Source organism: Flavobacterium sp. (assembly GCF_044348915.1).
Classification (GTDB): domain Bacteria; phylum Bacteroidota; class Bacteroidia; order Flavobacteriales; family Flavobacteriaceae; genus Flavobacterium.
In genome coordinates, this window is the sequence record NZ_JBIKRX010000018.1 from 41,189 (window position 1) to 47,360 (window position 6,172).

The 6,172-nt window shown below is 38.1% G+C and carries 5 protein-coding genes; all 5 read left to right on the forward strand.

The features are described 5' to 3' along the window. Window positions 1-11: 11 nt before the first annotated feature. Entirely contained in the window at window positions 12-1,538 is a 1,527-nt protein-coding gene (locus tag ACIQ1E_RS05165; RefSeq protein ID WP_396169320.1) for a SusD/RagB family nutrient-binding outer membrane lipoprotein, read from the forward strand. A gap of 160 nt (window positions 1,539-1,698) precedes the next feature. Continuing rightward, window positions 1,699-3,030 (forward strand): stage 0 sporulation family protein, encoded by a 1,332-nt coding sequence (locus tag ACIQ1E_RS05170; RefSeq protein WP_396169322.1) that lies wholly within the window; start codon window positions 1,699-1,701, stop codon window positions 3,028-3,030. Continuing rightward, a complete protein-coding gene (locus ACIQ1E_RS05175; RefSeq protein ID WP_396169324.1) occupies window positions 3,014-3,493 on the forward strand; it encodes a gliding motility lipoprotein GldH in 480 nt (159 codons plus the stop codon). Before ACIQ1E_RS05170 ends, ACIQ1E_RS05175 begins: the two co-directional genes overlap by 17 nt. Before the next feature lie 9 nt (window positions 3,494-3,502). Continuing rightward, the gene (locus ACIQ1E_RS05180; RefSeq protein WP_396169325.1) at window positions 3,503-5,815 is read left to right on the forward strand and encodes a penicillin-binding protein 1A; all 2,313 of its coding nucleotides are present in this window, start codon (window positions 3,503-3,505) and stop codon (window positions 5,813-5,815) included. 175 nt (window positions 5,816-5,990) lie between these two features. After that, the coding region (locus ACIQ1E_RS05185) for a CoA-transferase (RefSeq protein WP_396169327.1) at window positions 5,991-6,172 on the forward strand (182 nt) is incomplete at its 3' end.

Here is a 6,172-nt window from a genome sequence, read left to right on the forward strand (position 1 = left end):
AAAAAAGAATTATGAAAAATATATATAAAATTGCTGGAGGGCTCCTATTAGCAATCTCAATTTATAGTTGTAGCGATAACTATTTTGATGTTAACACACCAAGTAATGCGGTGCCCAACGACCAAATTGCCATGAAAGATGTATTGTCACCTTGTATCAAATACACCATGAACGCACAATATAATGTAGCATCAAATATTGCCCAGGTGGATCAACATATTACGACAGTTGTTTTGGATCGTCAAGGAATCGACAATCAGTTTTTGGCTACTTTAGACGGCTATTGGAGAATAGTTTATACTCAAGCGCTACCTAATATTCAAGTATTAGAAGATAAAGCCAAAGCTACTAATTCTAGCCACTATCTCGGAATTGCCAAAGTGTTGAAAGCCATTAATATAGGAACCACAACAGATTTGTATGGCGATATTCCTTATTCTGAGGCTCTTATGGGAACGGAAATACTATATCCAAAATACGATTCTCAACAAGCTATTTACACAGAGGTAATCAAGTTGTTAGACGAGTCTATAGCCTTGCTTTCTGCTCCTAATACTTCGACATTTACTCCAGGAGGAGAAGATTTGATTTACGGAGGAAAGACAGCAAACTGGGTAAAAGCGGCCTATTCATTCAAAGCTAGATTTCAATTGCACTTATCCAAAATTAATGGTTCGACCGCCACAGCAAATGCTGTATTAGCAAGTTTATCTAAAGGTTTTACCTCAAATGCTGACGATTTTCAATTAAAATACAACAGCGTAAACATTAACCCTTGGTATTCTTCACAAGTTGGCTTATTTACAGGAAACGTATTTTTTGCCATTTCGAATCATTTCATCAGTTATATGAACGGAAGTGTTGGTGGTGTTTTCCCTTTTGCTGCGCCAGCTGTAACAATGGATCCGAGATTACCAATGTTAGTCGATATGAGAACCTACAATTCCTCTGGAGTAACAGGCACTCAACCGCTACTGCCTGCCGGATATGTAGGAACAACTAACGGAACAGGTTCGCCTTCCTCAGCAAAAATCGGCACACAATTCTTTTATTCTAGAATAGATTCTCCACTGATTTTTCTAAGTTTTGCCGAAACTAAGTTTATCGAAGCCGAAGCTCAATTCCTTCTTGCTGGAGGAACACCAACCACTGTAGGCTCTAATGCTGCTGCCTATGCTGCCTATCTTGCAGGAATTACTGCCAATATGGATAAAATAGGAGTACTAGCTACCGAGAAAAATGCATATGTAGCCGATGCCTCTATTTCAAAAGGTGCTGCAGCTTTAGAGTTGAAAGATATTATGAGACAAAAATTTATTGCATTATTTCTAAATCCAGAAACATTCAGTGATTATAGAAGATATAATTTTTCTACCAATGCTTTCAAAAATTTAAAAATTCCAGTAAACACGGATCCAATTAATAATGGCCAATGGATGAGAAGAATTGTGTACTCTACCAATGAAAGAAGCGCCAATGCAGCTAATTATTCATTGAATTTCAAACCTATGATTACGCCAGTTTGGTGGGATAAATAAGCCTTAAAATTTCAATTTGAAAACCTCTATTTCCGTAAAAAGAAATGGAGGTTTTTTTGTTTTTGAAAACTTGAAAATCTAAAACCAAAAAAATACTATCTTTACAAACTAAACGTTTAAGAACTTAAATTGCGCCCGTCGCAATACGACATATAAAATTATGGCATGTACAAGTTGTTCAACTTCTGATGGAGGTGCTCCAAAGGGTTGTAAAAATAATGGGACTTGCGGTACCGATAGCTGCAACAAATTAACGGTTTTCGACTGGCTTTCGAATATGAGTTTGCCCAACGGAGAAACCCCTTTCGACTGTGTAGAAATCCGTTTCAAAAACGGAAGAAAGGAATTTTTTCGCAATACCGAAAAGTTAACTTTAAGTATGGGCGACATTGTCGCAACCGAAGCTTCTCCAGGACACGACATAGGAATTGTGACTTTAACAGGTGAGTTGGTTCGAATTCAAATGAAGAAAAAAGGGGTAAACACTGCTAGTGCAGATATTGCTAAAGTCTATAGAAAAGCGTCTCAAAGAGACATCGATATTTGGTCCGCTGCACGCGATAAAGAAGAACCAATGAAGGTTCGAGCCCGTGAATTGGCTATTTCCCAAAAACTGGAAATGAAGATTTCTGACATTGAATTTCAAGGTGATGGTTCAAAAGCGACATTCTATTATACCGCCAATGATAGAGTCGATTTTAGACTTTTAATCAAAGACTTTGCTAAAGAATTTAGCACAAGAGTCGAGATGAAACAAGTAGGTTTGCGTCAAGAAGCCGCTCGTTTGGGGGGTATTGGATCTTGTGGACGAGAATTGTGTTGTTCTACTTGGCTAACCGATTTTAGGAGCGTAAACACCTCGGCAGCTCGTTACCAACAATTGTCTTTGAACCCTCAAAAACTGGCTGGACAATGCGGTAAATTGAAATGTTGCCTTAATTATGAACTCGACACCTATATGGATGCCTTGAAAGGTTTTCCAGACTTTGACACCAAATTAATCACCGAAAAAGGAGATGCTATTTGTCAAAAACAGGATATTTTCAAAGGCTTGATGTGGTTTGCATATACCAATGATTTTGCCAATTGGCACGTATTAAAAATAGACCAAGTCAAAGAAATCATTGCCGAAAACAAACTTAAAAACAAAGTGAATTCGCTTGAAGATTTTGCAATTGTAATTGTTCAAGAACCTGAAAAGCACTTTAATAACGCAATGGGTCAAGAAAGTTTAACCCGTTTTGACCAACCCAAGAAAAAGAAAAAGTCGAACAAAAAGCGCAAAAATGGTGAGAAGCTAATTGTAGCTAATGATGGCGAAAAGCAAAACAATAGCAACAATAATAACAAGCTGAACAATAATAGACCGAACAACAATAGGCCAAATAACAATAGGCCAAACAATAACGCTAAACCTGCTACTTCAAACGACAAAAATCCTGTTGTTGCCAGGAAACCTATAATTATTACTAAAAATGAGAATAAGGAATAGTGCATTACTAGTTTTAGTTGTAATTCTCTTTTTTTCGTGCGACAAAAAAAGAGTTTTCGACGAATACAAATCCGTGGGAACTGCTTGGCACAAGGACAGTGTAGTAAGCTTTGATTTACCCGAATTAGATTCGACGAAACGATACAATCTTTTTGTAACTTTGAGAAACAACAACAGCTATCCGTTCAACAATCTTTTCCTGATTGTGGGATTAGAGCTGCCCAACGGTTTTACTAAAGTGGACACACTTGAGTATCAAATGGCCAATCCAGACGGCTCACTAATGGGAGATGGCTTTTCAGACATTAAAGAAAGCAAACTGTTTTTGAAAGAAAAAGTACGCTTTAGAGGAAAATACAAAGTAAACATCAAACAAGCGGTGCGTGAAAACGGGAAAGTTCCTGGAGTTACAGCTTTAGAAGGTATTACAGAAGTTGGTTTTAGAATAGAAAACAGAGATTAAGAAGTTATTATGGCTAGTCAAAAAAACAATATTCAAACAAAAAAAGTAGAAAAGGATATCAACTACTACAAAAATAAATTTTGGAAAATTTTCTTTTATGGTCTAGGAGGATTATTATTATTTTTCCTTTTTGCCTCTTGGGGACTTTTTGGTTCGATGCCTTCATTCGAAGACTTAGAAAATCCTGATTCAAATTTAGCTACCGAAATCATCTCCTCTGACGGAGTTATTTTGGGTAAATATTTCGAGAAAAACAGATCGCAATTAAAATATTCCGACTTGCCTAAAAACCTTGTTGATGCTCTCGTAGCGACCGAGGATGTGCGTTTTTATGAACATTCAGGAATAGATGGCAGAGGAACTTTAAGAGCGGTTTTCAGTCTTGGAACAAGCGGAGGAGCAAGTACCTTGACACAACAATTAGCAAAACAATTATTCCACGGTGAGGGCTCAAAATTCTTGCCTTTTAGAATTGTACAAAAAATCAAGGAATGGATTATTGCTATTAGACTTGAAAGACAATATACTAAAAATGAAATCATTGCCATGTATTGTAATGTCTATGATTTTGGTAATTATTCGGTAGGAGTTAGTTCAGCGGCACAAACCTATTTTTCGAAAGCACCTAAAGATTTAACCATTGACGAATCGGCAATTTTGGTCGGAATGTTTAAAAACTCAGGTTTGTACAATCCGGTAAGAAATGCTCAAGGTGTCAAAAACCGTAGAAATGTGGTGCTTTCGCAAATGGAAAAATCAGGGATAATTACCGAAGATCAAAAGCTAAAACTACAAGCCTTGCCAATCACACTTCGTTTCAAATTGGAAAGTCACCGCGAAGGGACAGCAACTTATTTCAGAGAATATTTGCGTGACTATTTGAAAAAATGGGGAGAGGAAAATAAAAAAGCTGATGGTTCTGATTATAACATTTACAAAGACGGTCTAAAAATCTACACCACAATTGATTCCAGAATGCAATTACATGCCGAAGAGGCCGTTGAAAAACATATGGAAAACCTGCAAGAGCAGTTTTTTATTGAAGCCAAAACCAATAAAAACGCCCCTTTTGTAAACATTTCGCAAGCTGAAACCGACCGAATTATGAAGCAAGCGATGAAAGCATCCTATCGTTGGACCGTGATGACCGAAATGGATAAATCCGAAGAGGAAATTATAGCTTCATTCAGTAAAGAAACAAAAATGAAGGTATTTACTTGGAAAGGGGAAAGAGATACCATAATGACACCTTTGGATTCTATTCGATATTACAAACACTTTCTGCAATCGGGTTTAATGGCTATGGAGCCTCAAACCGGAAACATCAAAGCTTGGGTTGGAGGCATCAATTATAAATATTTCCAGTACGATCACGTAGGGCAGGGAGCAAGACAAGTGGGTTCTACATTTAAACCATTCGTTTATGCCACCGCTATCGAGCAATTGGGTATGTCACCTTGTGACACCATCCTAGACGGCCCATTTATGATTCGCAAAGGGCGCCATCACGTAACCGAAGATTGGGAACCACGAAATTCTAACAACAGTTACCGTGGAATGGTCACGTTAAAACAAGGATTGGCCAATTCTATCAATACCATTTCGGCAAAATTAATTGATAAAACAGGGCCAGAAGCTGTTATCGAACTGACCCATAAACTGGGGGTAAAATCCCAAATCCCCGCTCAGCCATCCATTGCCTTAGGTGCTGTAGATATCACGGTAGAAGATATGGTTGCAGCGTACGGTACATTTGCCAATCAAGGTGTTTATGTAAAACCTCAATTCATTTCTAGAATAGAAGATAAAAGTGGTCTAATTATTTACGAACCTATTCCAGAGTCTCACGATGTGTTGAACAAGGACATCGCATTTGCAGTAATTAAATTGCTCGAAGGAGTTACCGAAAGCGGTTCAGGAGCAAGATTAAGAACCTCTGGTGGCGGAAGCGGAGACAATCGCTGGACCGGTTATCCGTATATGTTTACCAATCCAATTGCAGGAAAAACGGGAACCACACAAAACCAATCCGATGGATGGTTTATGGGAATGGTACCTAACTTAGTAACTGGTGTTTGGGTAGGTTGCGAAGATCGTTCAGCACGTTTCAAAGGGTTGACTTACGGTCAAGGAGCAACGGCGGCTTTGCCAGTTTGGGCCTATTTTATGAAAAAATGCTACGAGGACGAAAACCTTAAAGTTTCGAAAGAGCCATTCGAAAGACCATCAAATCTTTCTATAAAAGTAGATTGTTACACCCGCCGCGCTGTCGTCAAAGACACCACAGCTGTAGAGCAAGAAACAGAGGAATTCGAATTGTAAATACCATTAAGTTAAAATTTTTATTCGTCTCTTCGAGTGATCCCGCTTTTGGGCGGGATTGTATCGAGAAGCCTCTAATAGAAGAGTTCTCGATACATTTTATTAAAAAACTATCGCATTTTTTAATAAAATACTCGAACAGACGAAGCAATCTGAGTCAGAATAAAAACTCGATATGATCAACAAAAAAGTTAACAACGTACAAGAAGCACTCCAAGGAATCGAAAACGGAATGACCCTAATGCTGGGAGGTTTCGGATTATGTGGCATTCCAGAGAATTCCATTGCCGAACTCGTCAAAAAAGAAACAAACAATCTCACCTGTATTTCCAACAATGCCGGAGTCGATGATTTTGG

Excerpts from the sequence above, each read along its gene's own strand:
- ACIQ1E_RS05165 (WP_396169320.1), top strand. The coding sequence starts at position 12 with ATGAAAAATATATATAAAATTGCTGGAGGGCTCCTATTAGCAATCTCA.
- ACIQ1E_RS05170 (WP_396169322.1), top strand. The coding sequence starts at position 1,699 with ATGGCATGTACAAGTTGTTCAACTTCTGATGGAGGTGCTCCAAAGGGT.
- ACIQ1E_RS05175 (WP_396169324.1), top strand. The coding sequence starts at position 3,014 with ATGAGAATAAGGAATAGTGCATTACTAGTTTTAGTTGTAATTCTCTTT.
- ACIQ1E_RS05180 (WP_396169325.1), top strand. The coding sequence starts at position 3,503 with ATGGCTAGTCAAAAAAACAATATTCAAACAAAAAAAGTAGAAAAGGAT.